Annotated in this window: 18 protein-coding genes; 10 read left to right on the top strand and 8 right to left on the bottom strand. The window is 72.6% G+C overall.

Going from position 1 to position 22117, the window contains the following annotated elements; all coding sequences use genetic code 11:
• Positions 1-34 precede the first annotated feature (34 nt).
• The gene (locus ACH34Q_RS08510) at positions 35-1027 is read right to left on the bottom strand and encodes an ATP-binding cassette domain-containing protein (RefSeq protein ID WP_395982234.1); all 993 of its coding nucleotides are present in this window, start codon (positions 1025-1027) and stop codon (positions 35-37) included.
• A 400-nt stretch (positions 1028-1427) separates the two neighbouring features.
• Here ACH34Q_RS08510 and ACH34Q_RS08505 point away from each other — a divergent pair, with 400 nt between their 5' ends.
• Both ACH34Q_RS08505 and ACH34Q_RS08500 read left to right on the top strand, forming a co-directional pair.
• Positions 1428-1988, top strand: a complete 561-nt coding sequence (locus ACH34Q_RS08505) for a PH domain-containing protein (RefSeq protein ID WP_395982233.1) — start codon at positions 1428-1430, stop codon at positions 1986-1988.
• Complete coding sequence (locus tag ACH34Q_RS08500) at positions 1985-3586, top strand: PH domain-containing protein (protein WP_395982232.1); 1602 nt, start codon at positions 1985-1987, stop codon at positions 3584-3586. Before ACH34Q_RS08505 ends, ACH34Q_RS08500 begins: the two co-directional genes overlap by 4 nt.
• Here ACH34Q_RS08500 and sepH read toward each other — a convergent pair.
• Positions 3558-5084, bottom strand: coding sequence for a septation protein SepH (gene sepH, locus ACH34Q_RS08495; RefSeq protein WP_395982231.1), 1527 nt, complete (start codon positions 5082-5084; stop codon positions 3558-3560). The genes ACH34Q_RS08500 and sepH overlap by 29 nt on opposite strands.
• Positions 5085-5579: 495 nt before the next feature.
• Between sepH and ACH34Q_RS08490 the strand changes: the two genes are divergently transcribed.
• The gene (locus ACH34Q_RS08490) at positions 5580-6494 is read left to right on the top strand and encodes a hypothetical protein (RefSeq protein WP_395982230.1); all 915 of its coding nucleotides are present in this window, start codon (positions 5580-5582) and stop codon (positions 6492-6494) included.
• 13 nt (positions 6495-6507) lie between these two features.
• On the opposite strand, the gene ACH34Q_RS08485 is transcribed toward ACH34Q_RS08490, so the two are convergent.
• Positions 6508-7818 (bottom strand): D-arabinono-1,4-lactone oxidase, encoded by a 1311-nt coding sequence (locus ACH34Q_RS08485; RefSeq protein WP_395982229.1) that lies wholly within the window; start codon positions 7816-7818, stop codon positions 6508-6510.
• A gap of 105 nt (positions 7819-7923) precedes the next feature.
• A complete protein-coding gene (locus ACH34Q_RS08480) occupies positions 7924-9117 on the bottom strand; it encodes an MFS transporter (protein ID WP_395982228.1) in 1194 nt (397 codons plus the stop codon).
• Between the two features lie 132 nt (positions 9118-9249).
• Between ACH34Q_RS08480 and ACH34Q_RS08475 the strand changes: the two genes are divergently transcribed.
• From ACH34Q_RS08475 to ACH34Q_RS08465, 3 genes are all read left to right on the top strand, one after another.
• Positions 9250-10455 carry a lytic transglycosylase domain-containing protein gene (locus ACH34Q_RS08475; protein WP_395982227.1) on the top strand — a complete coding sequence of 402 codons (1206 nt, stop codon included), beginning with the start codon at positions 9250-9252 and terminating at the stop codon, positions 10453-10455.
• 24 nt (positions 10456-10479) lie between these two features.
• A complete protein-coding gene (locus ACH34Q_RS08470; protein WP_395982226.1) occupies positions 10480-11397 on the top strand; it encodes a ferrochelatase in 918 nt (305 codons plus the stop codon).
• A gap of 86 nt (positions 11398-11483) precedes the next feature.
• Complete coding sequence (locus ACH34Q_RS08465) at positions 11484-12311, top strand: inositol monophosphatase family protein (RefSeq protein ID WP_395982225.1); 828 nt, start codon at positions 11484-11486, stop codon at positions 12309-12311.
• Between the two features lie 107 nt (positions 12312-12418).
• On the opposite strand, the gene ACH34Q_RS08460 is transcribed toward ACH34Q_RS08465, so the two are convergent.
• Positions 12419-12595: a hypothetical protein gene (locus ACH34Q_RS08460; protein ID WP_395982224.1), complete on the bottom strand. Its 177-nt coding sequence runs from the start codon at positions 12593-12595 to the stop codon at positions 12419-12421.
• A 304-nt stretch (positions 12596-12899) separates the two neighbouring features.
• Between ACH34Q_RS08460 and ACH34Q_RS08455 the strand changes: the two genes are divergently transcribed.
• Positions 12900-13553 (top strand): response regulator transcription factor, encoded by a 654-nt coding sequence (locus ACH34Q_RS08455; RefSeq protein WP_395982223.1) that lies wholly within the window; start codon positions 12900-12902, stop codon positions 13551-13553.
• Positions 13550-14857 carry a sensor histidine kinase gene (locus ACH34Q_RS08450; protein WP_395982222.1) on the top strand — a complete coding sequence of 436 codons (1308 nt, stop codon included), beginning with the start codon at positions 13550-13552 and terminating at the stop codon, positions 14855-14857. Before ACH34Q_RS08455 ends, ACH34Q_RS08450 begins: the two co-directional genes overlap by 4 nt.
• A gap of 90 nt (positions 14858-14947) precedes the next feature.
• On the opposite strand, the gene ACH34Q_RS08445 is transcribed toward ACH34Q_RS08450, so the two are convergent.
• Both ACH34Q_RS08445 and ACH34Q_RS08440 read right to left on the bottom strand, forming a co-directional pair.
• Positions 14948-17848, bottom strand: coding sequence for an ABC transporter substrate-binding protein (locus tag ACH34Q_RS08445; protein WP_395982221.1), 2901 nt, complete (start codon positions 17846-17848; stop codon positions 14948-14950).
• Positions 17849-17943: 95 nt separating this feature from the next.
• On the bottom strand, positions 17944-19623 hold the full coding sequence (locus tag ACH34Q_RS08440) for a serine/threonine-protein kinase (protein WP_395982220.1): 1680 nt from the start codon (positions 19621-19623) through the stop codon (positions 17944-17946).
• 555 nt (positions 19624-20178) lie between these two features.
• Here ACH34Q_RS08440 and ACH34Q_RS08435 point away from each other — a divergent pair.
• Together ACH34Q_RS08435 and ACH34Q_RS08430 are read left to right on the top strand one after the other, a co-directional pair.
• The gene (locus tag ACH34Q_RS08435) at positions 20179-20475 is read left to right on the top strand and encodes a DUF4193 domain-containing protein (protein ID WP_395982219.1); all 297 of its coding nucleotides are present in this window, start codon (positions 20179-20181) and stop codon (positions 20473-20475) included.
• A gap of 208 nt (positions 20476-20683) precedes the next feature.
• A complete protein-coding gene (locus ACH34Q_RS08430) occupies positions 20684-21658 on the top strand; it encodes a hypothetical protein (protein ID WP_395982218.1) in 975 nt (324 codons plus the stop codon).
• Between the two features lie 151 nt (positions 21659-21809).
• Here the strand turns inward: ACH34Q_RS08430 and ACH34Q_RS08425 are convergent, their stop codons facing one another.
• Positions 21810-22097, bottom strand: coding sequence for a DUF4235 domain-containing protein (locus ACH34Q_RS08425; protein WP_395982217.1), 288 nt, complete (start codon positions 22095-22097; stop codon positions 21810-21812).
• Positions 22098-22117 lie beyond the last annotated feature (20 nt).

Raw genomic sequence — 22117 nt, 5'->3', positions numbered from 1 at the left:
TCAGTCCAGGCGCCGCCGCGCCTCTCCGCTCCACTCACGCTGCGGCCTCTTCCTTCTTGGCGGCCTTGGCGAGCTTGTCGGCCTCGGCGTCGATGTCGTCGGTGTGCTGGCCGGTGAGGGCGAAGAAGACCTCGTCCAGGCTGGACTTGCGCATCGCGAGTTCGGCGAGCACGACGCCGGTCTCGTCCAGCCGGCGGACCATGGCGGGCATGATCGCCGGGTCGGTGATCGCCACCGAGATCAGGCCCTCGCGCAGCTCGGGCTCGGTGCCGGCCAGCTCGCCGGCGATCCGCGCGACGGTCACCTGGTCGGCGTCGTTGACCGGGCGTACCTCCAGGATCTGGCCGCCGACCTGCGCCTTGAGCTCGTCGGAGGTACCGTGCGCGATGGCCTGACCGCGGTCGATGACGATGATGTCGTCGGCCAGCTGGTCGGCCTCCTCCAGGTACTGCGTGGTCAGCAGGACGGTCACGCCGTCGCTGGTCAGCCCGCGCACGATGTCCCACAGGCCGGTGCGGCTGCGCGGGTCGAGGCCGGTGGTGGGCTCGTCCAGGAACAGGATCTGCGGCCGGCCGACCAGGCTCGCGGCCAGGTCGAGGCGGCGGCGCATCCCGCCCGAGTAGGTCTTGGCCGGCCGCTCGGCCGCGTCGGTCAGATCGAAACGTTCCAGCAGCTCGCGCGCGCGGGCCTTGGAGCCGGAACGGGGCAGGCCGAGCAGCCGGCCGATCATCACGAGGTTCTCGGTGCCGGTGAGCATCTCGTCCACCCCGGCGTACTGGCCGGTGAGGCCGATCAGCTGCCGGACCTGGTGGGCCTCCTTGACCACGTCGTATCCGCTCACCTTGGCGTGGCCCGCGGTGGGCTCGATCAGGGTGGCCAGGATCCGGGTCATGGTGGTCTTGCCGGCGCCGTTGGGCCCCAGCACGCCGAGGACGGTGCCGGCGTCGGCGGTGAGCGAGACCCCGGCCAGCGCCTGGGTCTCACCGAAGCGCTTCTCCAGGCCCTCGGCCTGGATGGCGTAGGTCATGTGATCTCCTAGGTACGGGTGTTCGCCGGACATCTCAAGGCCCTGGCGTGGCAGCAGGCCAAACTATGCGTTGTCCGGTGCGGTACGCATCCAGTTTTTCCGTGGTGGCTGTCAGAACGCTGACAGCTCACCGATGCCTGCCGTCAGGTTCGCATCCAGGTCTGACAAAACCCTGATACGGCGACTATTAATCCGGAAAGGATCGAGAATCCGGAAGGAATCGCGTTCGAGGGCTTCGGTGCCCGCCGCCGGCCGGGACGCCTCGCCGGAACGACGGTGTACGTTGACCGATGATCGCGGCGGCCCACCGCCGCCCGGTCCGCCCGCGCGCCGCTTCCGCGCGAGGGATTGCCGATGACGCTCCACTGGCGGGCGTCCTGGGAGATCTAGACTCGTGTCCGTGACGGCGGCGGGGCCCACCCACCCACCCGGCGGCGGGGAGCCTCGCCCGCCGAGGTTGCGGCCGCCCGCGCACCGGGTGTCACCGCGCGCGATCGCGCACTGGATGATCGAGGCCCTGCTGCTGTGGGGGCTGGCTTTCGGGCTCGCCTGGGGTGTGGCCGCCTGGTTCGAGGGCTCCGGCTGGACGGGGCTGCCCGGATGGCTGGAGACGGCCATCGGATGGCTGCCCGTCGCGGCGGCCGTGGCGGGCCTGCTGATGATCTTCGTCGCGCCGGTGTGGCGGTTCCGGGTGCACCGCTGGGAGGTCAGCGCCGACGTCGTCTACACCCGTACGGGCTGGTTCAGCCGCGAGTGGCTGCTGGTGCCGGTGAGCCGGATCCAGACCGTCGACACCAAGCAGGGCTGGATCGAGCGCCTGCTCGGGCTGGCGACGATCGAGGTCAACACCGCCTCGCACACCGGGTCCTCCGAGGTCTCCGGGTTGCCGGCGGACGTGGCGACCCGGTTGTCGGAGGAGCTGGCGCACCGGGCGCACGATCTGCGCGACGACGCGACGTGAGCGTTCCGGACGGGCCCGGCGGGCACCCCGAGCCGCCGCCCGCGGTGGACGCGCCCATGGTGGATGCGCCCGTGGTGGAGGTATCCGCGCAGCGGCTGCATCCGATGACGTTCGTGGTGGGGGCGACCCGGGAGATGCTCGCCCTGCTGGCCGCCGGGGCGACCGGCCTGGCGGTGGGCGGCATGTCGACGGCGTTCTACTTCACGCTGGCGGGTCTCGGCCTCGGGCTCGTGTTCCACGTGGCCAGGTGGTTCACGTTCACGTACACGGTGTACGACGACCGGATCGAGCTGCGGCGCTCGCTCGTCAAGCGGTCGGTGAAGACGATCCCGCGCGAGCGGATCCGCGGCGTCGACATGAGCGCCACCGTCGCGCACCGCGTGCTGCGCCTGGCGATCGTGCACATCGACGCCGGGGCCGACGGCGGCGAGGGCGAGCTGAACGCGGTGTCCCGCCGGGAGGCCGAACGGCTGCGCCGGGTGCTGCTGCGGCGCGAGGGCGCCGGGCCCGCACCGCCGCGCCGGGAGCTGGCCCGGATCCGGCCGCGCTGGTACGTGTTCGCCCCGTTCAGCGGTGCCTACCTGCTCACCCCGTTCGCGCTGGCCGGCAGCCTGCTGGGCACGCTCTACAATGTCGGCGACGATCTGGGCCTGATCACCGAGGACCGGCTCTCCGATGTCGGGCACGAGCTGGTCGGGCTGCCCACGACGGTGGTGCTCGTGCTGCTGGCGCTGCTCGCGCTCGCCATGCCGGTCCTGTCGGTGATCGCCTTTGCGCTGGTCAACTGGGACTTCACGGTGTACGCCACGGACGGCTCGGTGGTCGCCCAGCGCGGGCTGATCACCCGCCGCAGCGTCTCGCTGGAGCGGCGCCGGATCCGGGGCGTGGAGCTGGCGGACAACCCGTTCGAACGGCTCGCCCGGGTCGTCCGGCTCGGCGCCCTGGTCACGGGGCTGGGCGATGCGGCCCAGCGGGGCCGGCTGCTGCCCGCCGCGCCGCGGCGGACCGCTCTGGACCTGGCGGGCGAGGTCCTCGGCCCCGTACCGGGACCGCTGGTGGCGCATCCGCTCGCGGCCCGGGGCCGCCGCGTCCTGCGGGCGGTCGCGCCGCCGCTCGGCCTGAGCGTGCTGGCGCTGCTGGCCGACGAGCCCTGGGTGATGTACGGGTGCCTCGGCCTGGCCGTGCTCGCCGTACCGCTCGGCCTCGACCGCTACCGCCAGCTCGGGCACGCCACCGACGCCGTACGGCTGACGGTCCGGGCCGGGTCGCTGCGCCGCCGCCAGGTCGTCGTCGACCATGACGCGGTGATCGGCTGGCGCGTCCGCAGGACCCTCTTCCAGCGCCGCCTCGGCCTGGCCACCCTCGACGTCGCCGTGGGGGCGGGGGAGGGCGGCTACCCGGCCGTGGACATGGCCGAGGGCGACGCCGTCGCGCTCGCCGCCCGGATCACCCCCGAGTGGGTACGCCCCTTCTTGGACGAGCACAGCCTGGACGAGCACAGCCTGGATGAGCACGGCATGGACGAGCACAGCCTGGACGAGCACGGCCTGGACGGGGACGGGGACGGGGTCACTCGGGGCGGCGGGCCCCGAACATGATCTCGTCCCACGACGGGACGGACGCGCGCTTGGCCTTGGACTTGCGGCGGTTGCGGGCGGGCCGCTGCGCCGGAGTGTCGCTCGCCGACGCCGCGGCGGCCGCCGCGGGCGCCGCCGGAGCGGCCGGTGCGGGGGCCGGTGCCGGGGCCGGCTTCTCGATCGGCGCGGGCGGCATGGTGGGCCGTCCGGTGGACTTCTTCTTCGCCGGGGCACGGGTCGTCGCCCGCTGCGGCTTGGGGGCCGGCGGGGCCTTCTCCCGCGCGGCCGGCCGTTCCTGCTCAGGCTCCCGCTGCGGTTCCGGCTCGGCCTCGGGAGCTTCCTCCTCGTCCGCCTCCGCCTCGGCGGCCGGCTCGGATTCCGGGGCCTCCTCGGCGGCCTCGTCCTGAGGCTCCTCCTCCTGAACGTCCTCGACCGCCTCGGGAGCCTCCTCGGCCTCGGCGACCGGCTCCTGCTCTGGCTCGGACTCGGGCTCGTGGGTCTCCTCGGCGGCCGGCTCCTCCGGCTTGGCGGGCGCGTCCGGGGTCTCGACCTCGGCCGCCGGCTCGTCTTCGGGCTCGGGCTCGGCGGCCTCGTCCTCGGGAGCGGGCCTGGGGACGGGCACGGGCGCGGCCACGGCGGCGGGCGGCTCCGGGGCGGAACGCTCCTCCAGGGGCTCCTCCTGGACGTGCCGGGCGACCGGGCGCGAGGCGACCGGCGGCTCGCGGCGCAGCTCGGCGGCGGCGCGCAGCGGCTCGGGCGCGCGCTCCGCTCGCTCCGGCGCACGCTCGGAGGCCCGCTCCGGCTCGTACTCCACCGGACGGGACGTGCCGATGCCGCGCGGCGCCGGCGGGGGCGCGGCGAGGTCACGGGAGTCGGAGACGACCTTCATCGCCGGGCGCCGGGGCACCAGCGGGGTCACGGTGTCGCCGAGCGCGTCGTCGTCCCATTCGACGGCGGTCAGCCGGGCGGCGACCTCGTCCAGCGGGGAGATGATCCGGCGGCGCGGCTCGAAGACCCATTCGGCCGCGTGCGGCCGGCCGTTGTCGAAGAAGGACAGCCGGACCCGCCAGGTGCTGTCCTCGCACTTCCAGGAGTCCCACTCGACCTCTTCGAGATCGACTCCGCCACGGCCGAGCCGCTGCTCGACCGTCTCGCCCAGCGGCGGGCCGGGCGAGGACTCGCCGGGCCTGCGCACCGCGACGCGCTGGGCCTGCTGGGCCATGTACTCGCGTTCCTGCAGGACGGGACCCTCGAACCAGCGGACGCGTTCGACCGGGATGCCGGCCGATTCGGCGATCTCCTCCGCGGTCTCGCCGGACCGGATGCGTGCCTGGATCTCCTTGGGGCGCAAGGGACTCTCCACTTCGATCTCGAACTGGCCGAGGCGGGAGAAGTGCCCACGGACCGCTGCGCGCAGCCGATCGTCGACGGGCAGGGTGAACCGGGTGCCTCGGCCCGCGGTGGCCAGGACGAGGTACGTACCGTCCTCGCTGACCGCGACGAGGCGCAGCTCCTGCATGCGTGTCCTTCCTGCCCTTCCTTTGGCACCGGAGGGTGCCGAGGGCGCATGCGTGCCCTTCCCCCGGGTTCCCGAGTCTCTCTTTCGGACACACCTGCTGCCAGCACCGTACCCGGCATGTCCGAACATCGCCGCTCTCGAAGCCCTCTTCACGAGGCAGAAGAGGGCACCTGACCAAGCTTGCCGGTGCCGAGGTCCGGCGTGGGGCCGCCCTACCGATTCTTGTGCATCCTTTTCCACACTGTGCCCGACCCGACACTCTGCCCGACCCGACACTGTGCCTGACTCGAGACTGTGCCTGAGCCGACACTGTGCCTGACTTGAGACTGCGCCCGAGTCGAGACTGCGCCTGACTCGACACTGTGCCTGACTTGAGACTGCGGCTCCAGTCTTGTGACGTTGCCATCATCACGTCGCGAAATGGAACATCGCACGGTCCTCCGGTAGTTGCGACCTACGGGGTCTGATCGTGACGGGTGGACGGGGGACGTACGGATGCGGCGGAAGGCGCTGGATCTCAGCACGAGCCAGCTCATCGCCAGCGGGCTGGCGACGCTGGCCGCCGCTGTGGGCGCGTCGTTCCTCGGGGTGTACGGCACCATCATCGGCGCCGCCTTCATGAGCGTGGTCTCGACGGCGGGGGCCGCGGTCGCCAAGCACTACCTGGACCAGGGCAAGGAGCAGATCAAGGAACGCACGCACCTGCACGACGCCGTGGCCGACGAGACCGTGGCGCAGGGCGCCGCGACGCGCGCGACCAGCGCCGATCCGAGCCGTACCGTGGTGTGGCCGGGCGGCGACCCGGGCGCGACGCGCTTCGACCTGCCGTTGGGCGCGGGCGGCGCGGATCCGAGCGCGACCCGGCTCGACCGCTCGCCGGCCGAGACGGTCGCGGACGCGCTGGCGGCCGAGGCGGGGCCGGAGGCCGTTCGCCGGGCCGCCTGGCAGGACGCGTTCCGCGACACCCTGACCTGGGCGAAGCGGCGCTGGATCGTGCTGGCGGTGTCGTCGGTCGCGGTCTTCGCGGTGGTCATGACCGGCATCACGGTGCTGGAGAAGGTCACCGACAAGCCGGCGTCCGGCTGGGTCGGCGCGAACGACGGCCAGGGGACGACCTGGGGAAACCTGGGCGGCGGGGGCGGCGGCACGCCCGACGAGACGCCCGCCACAGAGAACACCGAAGAGGCGCCCCAGCCGTCCGACGCGCCGACGATGGACCCCGGGACGACCACGGAGCCGACGCGCGAGCCCGCGCAGCCTCCCACGACCGATCCCGAGCCCGGCGCTACGACGGCCCCGCCCACGTCCCAGTCGCCGGAGCCGAGCGTCACGCAGCCGTCCGAGACCACGGGCCCCGGCGGCGACGCCGACCGTGGGGACGGCTCCGGCTCCGCCCCGCAGGCGCCGTAGGGCGGCGGCGCGCTTAAGACCCGAAGACCTGGCGGGTGTACGGGTTGGCGAAGCGCCGTTCGGGGTCCAGTTCGTCCCGGAGCCCCTGGAAGTCGCGGAACCGGGGATAGACCTTCTCCAGGTACGTGGCGTCACGGGTGTGGAGCTTGCCCCAGTGGGGACGGCCACCGGCCGCCGTGAGGAGTTCCTCGATCCCCTGGAAGTAGTCCTCGTGCGCGTCGCGGTGGTAGACGTGGATGGCGATGAACGCGGTGCGCCGCCCGTACGCCATGGACAGCCAGGCGTCCTCTTCGGGCAGTAGCCGCACCTCGATGGGGAAGCTGATCCGCCAGCCCCGCTTCTCGTAGAGGGCGCGCAGGTCCCGCAGCGTCTGTACGAGGCGCTCGCGCGGGATCGCGTACTCCTGCTCCTTGAAGCGCACCGTACGGGGGCTCGTGAACACCTTGTAGGAGGTGTCGCTGTACGTACGCGCCCCCAGCGCCTTGGCCGAGATGCCGTTGACGAACGGGGTCACCTTGGGGACGCGGTGCGTCACCCGGTTGATGAGGCCGAAGACCTTGTTGGACAGGAACTCGTCGTCCAGCCAGTACTTGAACCTCGACAGCGGCTCGGCGGGGCCCTCGACGCGATTGTTGCGCTTGGTCAGGCAGTTGTCCGTATGGGGGAACCAGTAGAACTCGAAGTGCTCGTTGGCCTCGTCGAACTCGTCCACCCGCTCCAGGACCTCGTCCCAGCGCATCGGCTCCTCGCGTGCCTGGAGCACGAACGCCGGTACGGTCCGCCAGGTCATGGCGGTGACGATGCCGAGGGAGCCGAGACCGGCCCGCGCCGCGTCGAACAGGTCGGGGCGCTCGCCGGGGGAGCAGGTGACCACGCTGCCGTCGGCCAGCACCATCTCCATGGCGGTGATCTGGGAGACGAGCCCGGCGGCGTCGCGGCCGGTGCCGTGCGTGCCGGTCTGGGAGGCGCCCGCGACCGTCTGCTCCTGGATGTCGCCCATGTTGGCCAGGGCGAGCCCGTGCTCTTCCAGGATCCGGTTGAACGTGCGCAGCGGCAGGCCGGCCTCGACCGTGACCAGGCCGCTCGCGGTGTCGACGTAGCGGACCGCGGTCAGGCCGGTGGGACGCAGCAGCACGTCCTCGGCCACGGCGGCGCCGGTGAACGAGTGGCCGGTCCCGGCCATCCGCACCGTGCGGCCGTCGTTGGCGGCGGTGCGGACCGCCGCGGCCACCTCCGCGGTGGTCCGGGGGGTCACGATGCGATGGGGCGTGGCGCGCTGGTTACCTGCCCAGTTGTGCCAGGTATGTGTACTGCCGGGGGACATGCGAGGACTCTACTCGGGCAGCGATCGCGAGGAAAGTTCATGTTTTGTCGGTGGCGGGCGGACCCCCGCCGGCGCGCGCGGCACCGGCGGCCCGGTCGCCGGTTCTCATGATCCCCCGCTTCTCATGATCTTCGTCCCGGCCAGCCCGACCGCGGCCGCCGCCAGCGCCGCCGCCATCGGCACCAGGAACGCCGCCTGCGCCCCGTGCGCGTCCACGACGTACCCGGCGACCGACGAGCCCCCCGCCAGCCCCACCCCGACCGAGGTGGACACCAGCGCGAGGCCCTCGGTGAGCTGGTGTTCCGGTACGAGCCGTTCGACCAGCCCGTACCCCGGGATGATCGTCGGCGAGATCGCCAGCCCGGAGAAGAAGACCACGACCATCATCAGGTAGAGATCGCCGACCAGCACGGGCGGCACCATCGCGACCGCCACCAGCAGCAGGCCGACCCGGAACCGCCGGTCCAGCGGGGTGCGCCAGTGCCGCGCGCCGTACCAGAGCGCCGCCACCCCGCTGCCCAGCGCGTAGCAGCCGAGCAGGACCCCGGCCATCGCCTTGTGCCCCTCCTCCTCCGCGAACGCGACCCCGCTGACGTCGATCGCCGCGAACACCACGCCGAGCAGCAGGAACACCGGGATCATCACCAGCATCGCCGGGTTGCCGAGCACGCCGCGAGCGCGCGCCCCCGGCGGCCGGGGCCGTGGCGGCGGCTCGGTGCCGCGCTGCCCCGCCAGCAGCAGGCAGCCCACCAGCGTGAACGAGGCGGCCGTCCCCAGCCCGGCGGCCGGATGGACCGCGGTGGCCAGCGCGGTGACGATCAGCGGCCCGGCCACGAAGATCGACTCGTCCACCACCGACTCGAACGAGAACGCCGCGTGCAGCCGCGCGGGCGTCTCGCGCAGCACGTGCGACCACCGGGCCCGTACCCACGCGCCCAGCGAGACCTGCGTGAGCCCCGCCATCGCGGCGGCGGGGAAGAGCGTCCAGACGGGCAGTCCGAGCTCCGCGAACAGGATCAGCACGGTGAAACTCACCGCGTTGGCCAGCACCACCGGCACCAGGACGCGGTGCTGCCCGTACCGGTCGGCGTAGCGCGCGCTCAGCGGCGATCCCACCGCGTAGGACAGCGAGAGGGTCGCGGCCACTCCACCGGCGATACCGTACGATCCGGTGACCGCGGACACGAGTAGGACAATTCCGATGCCCACCATCGCCATCGACATGCGTCCCACGAAGCCCGCTGCGACGAAGAGGCGGGCGCCGGGAACGGCCAGCAGCTCCCGGTACGGACCGGACATCCACGCCCCCCTCCACCCCTCGGGAGGCACCCCGCCCCCGGCCGGGCGCCCGACCCCCGGCGCCAAGATCACGTTACCGGGGCGAAACAATGACAAGGACCTGTAACTCGGTCACGGCGACTCTCGTTGGGAATGGATGTGGCTCCACCTTCACCGCGCGCACCCGGCCAAGGCCCCGGCTCCGGCCAGGCCCCCGGCCGTGCGCCCCGTGCGCCGGCGGCCCCGCAGCCCCGCGGTAAGGGGCTGCGCACGGCCGCCCTCGGCATCGCGGTGCTGGCCGCCGCGACCCTCGGCGGGGGCGTGTACGCCGTGGTGACGGCCGAGGACGGCGCGCCGGGACGCAAGGCCGCCGCCGCGGGCGGCGGCGCCCCCGAAGGCCCGGTCAAGAACGTCGCGGATGGCGGCCAGGTCGCCCCGCTCAAGCGGGTGGTGCCCCCGGACGTCCTCGCGGTCGGGACCGCGCCCATCGGCAAGGCCCAGATCCAGAAGATCGCCAAGCTCGGCCGGGTGCGGGACGTGATCGCGGTCGCCGGCGGCGCCGTCCAGCTGCAGGGCCGCTCGGTCAACGCGTTCGCGGTCGACCCGTCCACGTTCCGCTCCTGGACGCCGCCCGGCACCGCCAAGGCCAACGACCTCTGGGCCGCGCTGGCCGCGGACCAGTTCGTGGTCTCCACCGCCGCCGCCGATCAGCTCAAGCTCAGCAAGGGCTTCCCGTACCCGGTGGTCGGACGGACGATGCCCAGCCTGATGATGGGCGGCTCGGGCTCGCTCGGGCTCCCGGGCATCGACCTGCTCGTCCACCAGAAGACCGGTGCCTCGATGGGCCTGGTGCCCAACATCGCGGTGCTCGTCAACGCGCCCGGCGTCGAGCCCACCACCACCGTACGGGCGGTCGGCAGGATCCTCGGCGCGGGCGCCAAAGTGATCAATCTGCACGAGCAGCGCTACCAGGCGCCCTCCGGCGGCAGCTACCTCGACCTCTACAAGAAGGCCGCCAAGACGTGCCCGCGGCTGTCCTGGACGGTCCTCGCCGCCATCGGCCAGGTGGAGAGCGACCACGGCCGCAACCCGGGCCGTTCCAGCGCCGGAGCCCTCGGCCCCATGCAGTTCATGCCCGCGACGTGGAAGTCGTACGGCGTGGACGGCGACAACGATGGCAAGGCCGACATCATGAACCCGTACGACGCCATCCCCAGTGCGGCCCGCTACCTGTGCGACCACGGGGCGTCGGGGGGCGGCCGGGCCCTCTACAAGGCCATCTGGAACTACAACCACGCCGACTGGTACGTACAGAAGGTCCTCGCCCTGGCCAAGGCCTACGCCAACCGCTACAGCTGACCCGGCTCCTGGTTGGATGGAGGCATGAGTCATGCGAGCACGTACGACGCGTTGCTCCTGGTGTCCTTCGGCGGGCCGGAAGGGCCCGATGACGTCATCCCGTTCCTGGAGAACGTCACCCGGGGGCGCAACATCCCGCGCGAACGCCTAGAGGTGGTCGGGGAGCATTACCACCTCTTCGGTGGGGTCAGCCCCATCAATCAGCAGTGCCGCGAGCTGAAGGCGGCCATCGAGGCCGATTTCGCCGCGCACGGGCTGGACCTGCCGGTCTACTGGGGCAACCGCAACTGGGACCCCTACCTGCCCGACACGCTGAGACGGATGACGGCCGACGGCGTACGGCACGCCGCCGCCTTCGTCACCTCCGCCTACAGCGGCTACTCGTGCAGCGACCAGTACGTGGAGGACATCGAACGCGCGCGCGCCGAGGTGCCCGGCGCGCCGCAGGTGGACAAGCTGCCGGTGTACTGCCTGCGGCCCGGGTTCATCGATCCCTTCGTGGACGCGGCGCGGGACGCGCTGGAGCGCCTCCCCGAGGGGCCTCGCCGCCTGGCCTTCACCGCGCACAGCGTCCCGCTGTCGCAGCCCGGACGGCCCGACTACGTGGCCGAACTGGAGCAGGTCGCGCAACGGGTGGCCGAACGCGCCGCGCCCGGCGTCCCGTGGTCGCTGGTCTACCAGAGCCGCAGCGGGCCGCCGTCCCAGCCCTGGCTGGAGCCGGACGTGTCCGACCACCTGGAGAAGCTGCGCGGCGAGGGCGCGCCGGCGGTGGCCGTCGTCCCGATCGGGTTCGTCTCCGACCACATGGAGGTCAAGTTCGACCTCGATGTGGAGGCCGCCGACCGCGCCGCCGAGCTCGGGCTGGCCTACGTCCGCGCGGGCACGCCGCACACCGACCCGCGCTTCGTCGCGCTGCCCCGCGAGCTGCTGACCGAACGCTGAACCGAAAGCCCGGGAACGGGAAGCCGGAACGCGCATCACCGGAAACGCGCATCACCGGAACGCGACCAATGGGGGGAACCGAAGAGATGAGCCTGCCCGAAGAGCTGCTGGAGCTGGCGGTCGCGACCGCCCGCGAGGCGGGCCGGATGCTGGTCGACAAGCGCCCGGCGGGAGGCCCGGACGTGGTGCAGACCAAGTCCAGCCCGACCGATGTGGTGACCCAGATGGACCGGGCCGCCGAGCGGCTGATCATCGAACGGATCCGCGCGGCCCGCCCGGACGACGGCTTCCTGGGCGAGGAGGGCGGCAGCCACGCCGGGGACAGCGAGGTCCGCTGGGTGATCGACCCCATCGACGGGACCGTCAACTACCTCTACGACCTGCCCGACTGGGCCGTCAGCATCGCCGCCGAGGTGAACGGGGTCGCGGTCGCCGGGGCGATCGAGATGCCGCGGCGCGGCGAGACGTACACCGCCGTACGGGGCGGCGGCGCCCTGCTGCACAGTGCCACCGGAACGCGCGAGGCCACCGGAACGCGAGAGCTGCGCTGCAACGCGGACGTACCGCTGGACCGCATGCTGGTCGCCACGGGCTTCGGGTACGCGGCCGAGCGCCGCGCCCACCAGGCCACGGTGCTCACCGCGGTGCTGCCCGCCATCCGCGACATCCGGCGCGGCGGCTCCTGCTGCGTGGACATGTGCGCGCTGGCGGCGGGACGGGTGGACGCGTACTACGAGCGCGGCGTCCAGGCCTGGGACATCGCGGCGGGCGCGCTGATCGTCGAGGAGGCGGGTGGCCGGGTCGGGGGCCTGAACGGGGCGGCGGCCGGGCCGGAGCTGGCCGTGGCCGGCGGGCCCGGCGTCTTCGAGGCCCTGCACGACCTGCTCGTACCGCTGGATCCGGCCCGCGACTGAGCGAGGGCCGGGGAAGAGGGGGAGAGAGCCATCCAGGGGCGGCCGCGCCGGGCGCTGCGGCCGCCGTGACCGCCCCGTCGGATCTGGCTCTCTCAGCGTTGGATCTCTCAGTCGCAGCGGGGTGGTTCGATGCCGATGTCGTGATTCGCTGCGATCCGGCGCAGTTCTTTGATCTCCTCCTGGCGGATGTCCGCCAGGTAGATGTCATCGTCGGCGTGGGCGTGGCGCAACGACTCGTAGGCATCGTCGAGTCGCTGCTTGATGGTCTGTGACAGCTCGCCCATGGGCCTCCCTCCGGATCAGGCCCTGTCTACCCATCCCTACGCTGAAAATAAACCTGTTTCGACCCCCCGGCTTGCGGGTGAATCTCCGGTGAACTCCGGGTGCCGCGCGACGGCCTCCTGAGCTGGGATCCTTCCCGGGGTCCTGCCGGGATCCTGCCGGGATCTTGCCGGCGTCCTTGTGGAGGCGCCGGGGAACGTACGGCTTACGGGCGTCTTACGGGCGCCATGGCATACCTGGATGCTGGACGGCCCCGCCCTCCGGCGGGCGAGCCGCCGCTGCGCGGGTCCGGAGGGAGGGGACGCAGTGCGTGTTCTGGTCGTCGAGGACGAGCGGGTCCTGGCGGACGCGATCGCGACCGGCCTGCGCCGGGAGGCGCTGGCCGTGGACGTGGCCTACGACGGCGCGGGCGCGCTGGAGCGGGCCAGCGTCAACGACTACGACGTGATCGTCCTGGACCGCGACCTGCCCCGGATCCACGGTGACGACGTCTGCCGGGAGCTGGTGACCCACCGCTACCCGGCGCGGATCATCATGCTGACCGCCGCCGGCGAGCTGGACGACAAGGTGGAGGGCCTGTCGATCGGGGCCGACGACTACCTGGCCAAGCCGTTCGCCTTCGCCGAGCTGATCGCCCGGGTGCGCGCGCTGGGCCGCCGCGCGGTGTCGCCGCTGCCGCCGGTGCTGGAACGGGCCGGGATCTCGCTGGACCCGGGCCGCCGTGAGGTCACCCGCGACGGCCGCCCGGTCGAGCTGACCCGCAAGGAGTTCGCCGTGCTGGAGGTGCTGCTGAGCGCCGACGGCGCCGTGGTCAGCTCCGAGCAGCTGCTGGAGAAGGCATGGGACGAGCACATCGACCCGTTCACCAACGTGGTCCGGGTGACGATGATGACGCTGCGCAAGAAGCTGGCCGATCCTCCGGTGATCGAGACCGTTCCCGGCGTGGGGTACCGGCTGTGAGTACCGCCCCGGAGCGGCCAGAACGGCCGGAGCGGCCGGAGCAGGCGCAGCAGTGGCCGCACCCTGGGCGGCCCGAGGCCGGGCCCGCCCAGCCGGTCGCAGGGGCTTCGCCGCCCGCAGGGGCGGCGGCGAGGCCCTTCGCCGGCGGCAGGAAGCGCGGCCACGGGTTCCCCCCGGATCTGCGCATCACGCCCGGACGGGTGAGCGTGCGGCTGCGCCTGACCGTCCTGTACGGGCTGCTGTTCTTCATGGCCGGCGCGCTGCTGCTCTTCGTGACCTACGTCCTGGTCGGGCAGATCCTCGACCAGGTCTTCCCCGAGGGCACCAGGATCTGCTCGCAGACCGGCTGCCTCGATTCCGAGGTGCTCAAGACGCTCACGATGAAGCAGCTGGTGAGCCGGTCGCTGGTGGCGCTGGCCGGGGTCGGGATCATCGCGCTGGCGGTCGGCTACTTCGTCGCCGACCGCGCGCTGAGCCCGCTGCAGCGGGTGACCGGTACCGCCCGCCGGCTCTCGGAGAGCACCCTGCACGAGCGGATCGCGCTGGAGGGCCCCGACGACGAGATCAAGGAGCTGGCCGACACCTTCGACGCGATGCTCGAGCGGCTCGGCCAGGCCTTCGACTCCCAGCGCCGCTTCGTCGCCAACGCCTCGCACGAGCTGCGCACCCCGCTGGCGATCAACCGGACCCTGCTGGAGGTCGCGCTGGGCGATCCCGAGGCGTCCGACGACCTGCGCACGGTCGGCCGCACGCTGCTGGCCACCAACGCCCGGCACGAGCGGCTGATCGAGGGCCTGCTGCTGCTGGCCCGCAGCGAGCGCGAGCTGACCACCCGTACCCCGGTGGACCTGGCCGAGGTCGCCGCCACCGTGCTGGAGAGCTCGGGCCGGCGGAAGAGCGAGCGCGAGCACGAGCTGACCGTCCACCAGGAGCTGACCCAGGGGACCACGCTCGGCGACCCGGTGCTGCTGGAGCATCTGGTCACCAACCTGGTCGACAACGCCGTCAAGCACAACGAGGACGGCGGCGAGGTCTGGACCCGTACGGGCGTGCTGGAGGGCTGGGCCACCGTCCAGGTCGAGAACACCGGCTCGATGGTGCCCGCCTACGAGGTGGACCGGCTGTTCGAGCCGTTCCGCCGGCTGAACTCCGACCGGGTCGAGTCGGCCAAGGGCGCGGGCCTCGGGCTGTCCATCGTCCGTTCCGTGGTGCTGGCCCACCGGGGATCGGTGCACGCGGCGCCGCGCCAGGGCGGTGGGCTCATCGTGACCGTACGGCTGCCGCTGATCCACCCCGCCCCCTGAGGGGCCTGCCGTTTGAGGGCCGTGCTGTTGGAGGGCCCTGCCGCCTGAAGGCCCTGCCACCTGAGGGGCGCTACCCGCCCGCTGGAGGGCTCACTTGTACGCGGCGGTCGCGAGGGTCGGGTCGCCCTCGAAGTCCATCTGGAGGCCGGTGAACTTGCCGTTGCGCAGTGCCGCGGCCCCGGTGTGCAGGAGTGGGATCAGGGCCATGTCGTCCAGGGCCCGCTTCTCGGCCTCCAGCATTCGCTGCCGTACGCCGGCGGCGTCCTTGGTCCGCGGCGCCTCGTAGATCAGCTGGTCGAACCGCGCGTCCTTCCAGCCGGAGTAGTTCGTCCAGCCGTTGTCGGCGGTGGCGACCAGATCGCTCGACAGCAGCGGCCGCAGCATGCTGAACGCGGTCGGGACGTCCGGCCGCCAGGCGAAGGTGGCCAGCCCCGAGGCGTCGTCGGAGGAGAGCTCGCGCGCCCATTCGCCCAGGTCCTTCACGATCTTCATCTCGACCTCCCAGCCGAGCGTGCTCTCCAGCTGGCTCTTCACCACCTCGGCCCAGCGCTGGTACGAGGTCAGCCCCCGGACGTACAGGTTGATCTTGGCGCCCGGACTCAGCCCCGCCGCCTCGGCGTACCGGCGGGCCGTCGCCGCGTCGTGCTGGTCGCAGGAGGAGCAGACCCCCTTCTTGCCGAAACCCGGGACCGCAGGGGAGACGATGCCGTGCGCCACCGGGAACGCACCGCCGTACAGCGTGCTGCTCAGCGCCTGCCGGTCGAGCGCGTACGAGACCGCGAGCCTGGCGTCCTTGGACTTCATCGGGCCGCGCGCGGTGAGCGGGATCAGGTAGTTCAGGCCCTGCGAGGGCTGGTGGACCAGGGCCCGGTCGCTCCGGGACGCGGCGATGTCCTCGGCCGCCAGCGAGGCCCATCCGTACCGCCCGCTGTGGAACCCGGTCCTGGTACGGCTCGTCGCCTCCGTGCCCAGCTCGATGACGACGCGATCGAGCTTGGTCCTGCCGAACGCCCAGGCGTCGTTGCGGACCAGCATGATCTGGCGGTCCTTCTCGTACGACTCGATCGTGAACGGGCCGTTCCCGACCGGCTTCAGGTTGTAGGCCGCGTTGTCGTGCTTGCCCGCGCTCGCCGGAACGGGGGCGAGCATCGGATCGGCCAGCCGCCGGTCGAACGCGCAGTCGGGCGAGATGAGGTCGACGTTGAACCCGCTACCGGACGGGCGTAGCCCCGAGATGGTCGCGCTCTTGCCGGTGCGGGCCTCGCTGAACCCCTTGACGTCCCCGAGCAGCAGCGAGGCCAGCCCGTCGGTCCGCTGCGCGGCGCGCACCCAGGCTCGGACGAAGGCCTGCGCGTCGACGGGATCGCCGTTGCTGAACGTGGTGCCGCCGCGCACGCCGATGTACCAGCTGGAGCAGTCGGTCCCCGGATCGAGCTTGCTGGCCAGCCGGTTGCGGACCGTACCCGACGAGGTCAGCTCGACCAGCCCGGTGAACACCTGCTTGGCCACCAGTCGCTCGGTGCCGTACACGGCGTCGGACGGTGCGAGGCCGTCCCCGGTGACCGCGTCGAGCGACATCCGCAGCTCGCCGCCCGTCCTGCCGGCGCTACCGGACCCGCTGCCGGACGGATCGTCCCCCCGGACCTGCATGGCGATCGCGGTGCCGGTCAGGACCAGCACGACCAGGGCAGCACTGCCGGCTCCGGCCAGCACCCCGATGCCCGGCCGCCGGCGGCCACCGGGCGCGGACGGCGGTACGGCGCCACCGGGCCAGGTGCCGGGCTGCCCCCACTGCGGCGGCTGCGTCTGCTGGGGCGGTGCTTGCTGGGGCAGCGCCTGGTGGGGCGGCGCCTGGTGGGGCGGCGCCTGGTGGGGCGGCGCCTGGTGGGGCGGCGCCTGGTGGGGCGGCGCCTGCTGGGGCGGCGGCGCCTGCTGGGGGAAGGGCGCGGGCGTGGTCCACGCGTCCGGCCGCTGGAAGGGGACGGGAGCCGCCGCGAGGCGGGAGTTGGCGTGCGCGGACGCGGCCTCCACGCCCTGGTTGAGCACCGCGGTGGACTCCAGGTCGGGGCTCTGGGCCTGCCCCGCGCCGGTGCCGGGCTGGGGAAGGCTGCCCGCCAGGCTCAGCAGGTGGACGAGGACCTGCTCGGACGAGGGCCGGTAGGACGGCTCCTTGTTGAGGCAGGCCTGCACGAGCCCGCGCAGCGGCTCGTTCAGCGATCCCAGGTCGGGCGGGAAGCTGAGGATGCGGTGCATGACCGCCGGGATGGAGTCCTGCCCGAACGCGGGCCGCCCGGTGGCCGCGTAGATCATCGTGGCGCCCCAGGCGAAGACGTCGGTCGCCGGGCCGATGGCGCCGCCGGAGATCTGCTCGGGGGCCATGTAGGCGGGCGTGCCCACGGCGGTGCTGGACAGCGTGCCGGTCGCGTCCAGGGCGCGCGCGATGCCGAAGTCGATCACCCGCGGGCCGTCCGGGGCCAGCAGCACGTTGTGCGGCTTGAAGTCGCGGTGCACGACGCCCGCCTGGTGGATGGCCGCCAGCGCGGTCATCGTCCCGATCGCGAGCCGGTCGAGATCGGCCCCCGAACGCGGCCCCTCGGCCGACAGCACCTCCGACAGCGGGGGACCGTCGATGTACTCGCTGACGATGTAGGGGCGGTCGCCCTCGACGTCGGAGTCCAGGACGCGGGCGGTGCAGAAGGCCGCCACGCGCTGCGCCACCCGCAGCTCGTCGGCGAACCGCGCCCGCGCCTTGGCGTCGCCGCTCAGCCGCGCGTGCAGCAGCTTGACCGCGACCCTGCCGCCGCCCTCCGCGCCCGCGCCGTGTTCCGCGCCCGCGCCGGGTTCCGGGCCGTCGTCCGCCGGGCCGCCTCCCGGCGGGACGTGCTCGCCCAGGAAGACCGAGCCCTGCCCGCCCTCTCCGACCAGGCCGATCAGCCGGTACGGGCCGAGAGTCCGGGGATCACCCTCGCGCAATGGGGCGATCTCGGGCATCGCGCTCCTCGAAGGCCGGGGGACGGGGAGATAGATCAACAATAACGGCGACCCGGCGCCGAGGGCGCCGGGTCGCCGGTCGTGACCGGTTCGGGTCAGCTCTTGCGCACGCTGCCGAACGCGTCGTAGGAGGTGGCGGAGATGGTCTGCCGCCATTCCCAGCGCATGCTGGTGCTGGTGATGTTCTTGAACGTGACGTAACCGGAGGCGCACAGGTCGCCCGTCTGGCCCGCGGTGGGCGTCTCGCGGTACTGGGCCTCGCCGTCCTCCTCGCTGCCGGAGATCAGCGTGAGCCTCGTCCGGCAGGTCGCCGAGTCGGAGTAGGTGTAGCTCGCCGACCCGGTCCGGCCCGCCATGTAGAAGGTGGGACTGAAGGTCGTGCGGCCCGATCCGGCGCTGGGCTGGTAGCCAGTGCCCCGGTAGATCCCGATGATCCCGGTCCCGGCGCCTGAGGTGGTCCTCGGCGAGGCCGAGTAGGTGAACGGCGGCGGGTCGGGGTCGTCGTCCCCGCCGCCGATGGCCACCGCGATCACCACGACGACGATGGCCAGCACCGCCAGGACGGCGCAGCCGATCCCGGCGATCAGCGGGCCGTTCGACGAGGACCGCTGGGTGGGCGGCGGCCCCGGGTAGGGCGGCCGGGGAGGCCCGCCCTGCTGCATGGGCTGCATGGGCTGCATGCCCTGCATCGGCGGCTGCATCCCCTGCATGGGCATCGGCGGCGGCGTCGACCCCTGCCCCTGGTACATCGGCATCGGCGGCGGGGTGATCGGCTGCGGCGGCGGCGTGTTCATCCCGCCCTGGTGCATCGGCATCGGGGGCGGGGTGATCGGCTGCGGCGGCGGCGTGTGCTGCGGCATCTGCGGGACGCGCGGCGGCGCCGGCATCTGCGCGGCGATCCGGGTGCCCTGGTTGAGCAGGTCCTCCTGCGCGTTCGGGTTGGCCGGAGCCGCCCCGACATGGCCGAGCAGGTTGAGCAGCAGCTGCGCGGCCGGCGGGCGCAGGCCCGCGTCCTTGGACAGGCAGCGGCCGACCAGGTCGCGCACCGGCCCGGCGGGCAGCGCCGACAGGTCCGGCTCCTCGTTCAGGATCCGGTTGATGATCACCGGCAGCGTGTCGGCCTCGAACGGCGACTGCCCGGTGCCCGCGAACACCATGGCCGCGCCCCAGGCGAAGATGTCCACCGCGGGCGTCAGCGGTGCCCCGGTGAGCTGCTCGGGCGCCAGGTAGCCGGGGGTACCGACGACCATGCCGGTCGCGGTGACCGCGCTCTCCTGCGAGTTGACCGTACGGGCGATGCCGAAGTCGACCACCCGGGGCCCGTCCGAGGCGAGCATGACGTTGTTGGGCTTGAAGTCGCGGTGCACGATCCCGGCCTCGTGGATCGCGGCCAGCGCGGTCACGGTGCCGATCGCGAGCCGTTCCAGCTCGCTCGCGCCGAGCGGGCCGTTGTGCGCGACCACGTCGTGCAGCGACGGCCCGTCGATGAACTCGCTGACGACGTAGGGCTGGTCGCCCTGGACATCGGCCTCGAGCACCCGTGCCGTACAGAACGGCTCGACCTTCTGCGCCGCCGAGACCTCGCGGACGAAGCGGGCGCGCGCGGCCGGGTCGTTCGCCATCTGGGCGTGCAGCAGCTTGACGGCGACGTAGCCGCCGTCGTGCCCCTTGCCGAGGTAGACGGCGCCCTGGCCGCCCGCGCCGAGCCGCCCGACGATCTCGTACTGACCCAGCGCCCGGGGATCGCCTGGCTCCAGCGGAGCGGCATCCGGCATTCTGACCCTCCATTGACCCGCAGTGATGGTGACCTGCAGTGATATTGACCCGCAGTGATGTGCCGCGGGACGGTCGTGATGGTCCGGTGTGACACCGGCCCCCCGCCGGCCGTTCTCGCGTGCCCCGGGCCGCCCGTACAGTGGGGCCCGTTTCTTACGACCTCAGGCGGGCACGATATCGCGTTACTTCTGACGTTTCACCGCCGCGGCTGGTTCGCCTCGCGGCCGATCGATCTTCCCGAGTGGCCGCCCACGGCCGGGTCGCCGCGCGCAAGCCGCCCGGGACCGATATGATCCCGGCCGCCGCGGCATCCCGCGGCACGCGTTCCGACCCAGATCAACGTCGTGACCTTCGTCCGGATATGTGACATACGACACATAGGCGGGGATGGTTTCGGGTGTTCGGTGTCACCACAGGGGCCCGTCGCGCCTCGTGTGTCGTACACCACCGCCCGTGACAGAATTTCCCGCCCGGATCGGGCACAAGAACGGTCCCCCGTGCGTTAGATCCGCGCGACGGGGCGCATAAAGCACTGAGGGGGATGGAGATAGAAGATGGCGACCGACTACGACAGTCCACGTAAGACGGATGACGACCTCAACGAGGACAGCCTCCAGGAGCTCCAGGCTCGCCGGGCCGACAAGGCGGCGAGCATCATCGACGAGGACCTGGACGCCGGCGAGGTCGCCGAGCTTCCGGGCGCCGACCTGTCGAACGAGGAGCTGACCTTCCGCGTCGTCCCGCGGCAGGCCGACGAGTTCACCTGCACACGCTGCTTCCTGGTGCACCACCGCAGCCAGCTGGCCACGGAGAAGAACGGCCGGCCGGTCTGCCGCGAATGCGCCGCCTGACCTCCTGACCCGTGCCTCTGGAGTAGGCGTGCTTCTGGAGCACCCGTGTTTCTGAAGCGCCCTTGCCTCGGGAACGCGTGCTTCTGGAACGCGTGCTTCTGGAACACCTGCTTCTGGAACACGGGAGGGCCAGGGCCCGCCCAGCGGCACGGCGGGAGGCTGGGAAGTGTGTCCTAAAGGAAAGTAGAGGCAGCGATCGGAGCGGCCGGTGACGGGAGATCTCGAACGCCACGAGGAACGCGACGCGGAGCATGACGGGGAACGGGACGAGGTACGCGGCGCGGAGCACGAGCAGGAGCAGGAGCGCGGCGCGGACCTCATCCCGGTGGAGGGCGGCCCGCTGGAGGGCGAACCGGTGGAGGGCGGCGACTCGGCCGAGATCGGCGCGCTGATCGGCCGGCTCTCCGGCGACGAGGGGCTGGACGGCGAGTCCCGTGGCCGCCTGCTGGGCCGGCTGACCAGGTTGCTGGGCAGGCACGCGCGCCAGGCGGGCGCCTCGGGCGTGGCGCGCGGCCGCTGGCTGACCGAGCTGCTCGTCGCCGCGGCTCCGCACATCCCGATCCGGGACGCGCGGACGCTGAGCGAGCACCACCACGGCCTGACCGGCGAGGAGCTGGCAGACAGCGTGGTCCGCGTCGCGGGCAACGCCACCACAGCGGTGGGCGCGGCCGGCGGTGCGCTGGCCGCGGCCGAGTTCGCCGCCCCGCCCCTGCTGCTCACCGCCCCGGCGCAGCTGGCGGCCGAGACGCTGGTGGTGGCGGCGATCGAGGTCAAGATGATCGCCGAACTGCACGAGGTGTACGGGGTGCGGGTGGACGGCTCGGGCACCGCCCGGGGCGCCGCGTTCCTCACCTCCTGGGCCAGGCAGCGCGGCCTCAACCCCCTGGAGGCCGGCTCGTTCACCAGCGCGCTCGGCTCGGCGGCCAAGTCCGCCCTGCGCAAGCGGCTGCTCAGGACGTTCGGCCGCAGCATGAGCACGCTCGGCCCGTTCCTGACCGGCGCGGCCGCCGGTGCGGTGCTCAACCGCACCGCGACCAAGAGCCTCGCCGCCGCCGTCCGCAGGGACCTGTCGCCCAACCTGGCGTCCCCCGGCGCGCTCCCGGGTCCCCTCCCCGTGATCGGCCCCGGCGAGCGCAAGGGCCGCCAGGGCAAGGGGCGCGCAGGCAGGGGCGGCAAGAGCTGACCCTGCCCGGGGGGAGCGCCGACCTTGCTCGGTGAACGCTGATCTTGTCCGGGAAACGCTGATCTTGCCCGGAGAGCATCGTGGCCGGTCCCTTCGTGATGCGGGACCGACCACGATACCGAGCGTTTGCTCGGTCAGACCTTCGCCTCGGTCAGACCTCGGCCTTCAGCTGCGAGGGGAGCTCGCCCGTTCCCTTGGCCCACTGCTTCGCCGCCGCCCGGGTGGCCAGCAGCCGCGCCACCTCCATGCCGATGCCCATGACGACGACCCAGCCGATCGCCTCCTTGAGCGCGACGTCGGGGGATTCGGGGTTGGTCGGCGGCTCCTTGCCGGTGCTCTTCTTCCAGGCGAGCGCGATCGCCTTCTTGGCGACGAAGCCGCCCGCGAAGGCCGCGGCGCCGGCCGTGACCCGCCAGCCGAGGTCGCCTCTGTCCGCCATGATCGTCCTTCCGTCGTCCA

It is taken from the genome of Actinomadura sp. 9N407, assembly GCF_044326315.1.
Classification (GTDB): Bacteria; Actinomycetota; Actinomycetes; order Streptosporangiales; family Streptosporangiaceae; genus Spirillospora.
This window is presented reverse-complemented; position numbering and strand designations above follow the sequence as displayed.